Genomic DNA, 659 nt, shown 5'->3' with positions numbered 1-659 from the left:
CTCGCCACAGCCCTGGACCGCGGGGACGGCAACATCGTCGTCGCTGACGTCGACTGGCCCCGGTTCGCGGGCACCTTCACGGCGCAGCGCCCGAGCGCACTGCTGAGCGAACTGCCCGACGCACGCGACTTGTTCGACGCCACCCCGGCGGAGCAGGACGACACGTCGGACCTCGCGCGGCGGCTGGCCGGGCTGGACGAGGCCGAGCAGGAGCGGCACCTCACCGAACTGGTCCGCTCCGAGGCCGCCGCCGTGCTCGGCCACGCGTCCGCCGACGCCCTCCCCGCGACCCGCGCGTTCAGGGAACTCGGCTTCGACTCCCTGACCGCCGTCGAACTGCGCGCCAGACTCCGTGAGGCCACCGGCCTCGCCCTGCCCGCCGCCGTGGTCTTCGACTACCCGACCCCCGCCGCCCTGGCCGCCCACCTGCGCGTCGAGCTGGGCGGCGCGGACGCGACCCCCGCTTCCTCCGCCCCGATCGTCCTCCAGGGCGTGGCCGACGAGCCGATCGCGATCGTGTCGATGGCGTGCCGGTTCCCCGGCGGCGTCGCCGGCCCCGAGGACCTGTGGGACTTCCTCAGGGCCGGCGGGGACGCGGTCACGGAGTTCCCGGCCGACCGCGGCTGGGACGTCGAGGCACTGTACGACCCCGACCCGGA

Annotated in this window: 1 protein-coding gene; it reads left to right on the top strand. The window is 75.4% G+C overall.

Features of this window, described 5'->3' with window-relative positions:
- The coding region (locus KYY02_RS33710; RefSeq protein WP_371244896.1) for an acyl carrier protein at positions 1-659 on the top strand (659 nt) is incomplete at both ends.

The sequence above is a fragment of the Streptomyces pimonensis genome, from assembly GCF_041380215.1.
Taxonomy (GTDB): domain Bacteria; phylum Actinomycetota; class Actinomycetes; order Streptomycetales; family Streptomycetaceae; genus Streptomyces; species Streptomyces pimonensis.
The sequence above is the reverse complement of the archived record's forward strand: the minus strand, read 5'-3'. Positions and strand labels throughout refer to the sequence as shown.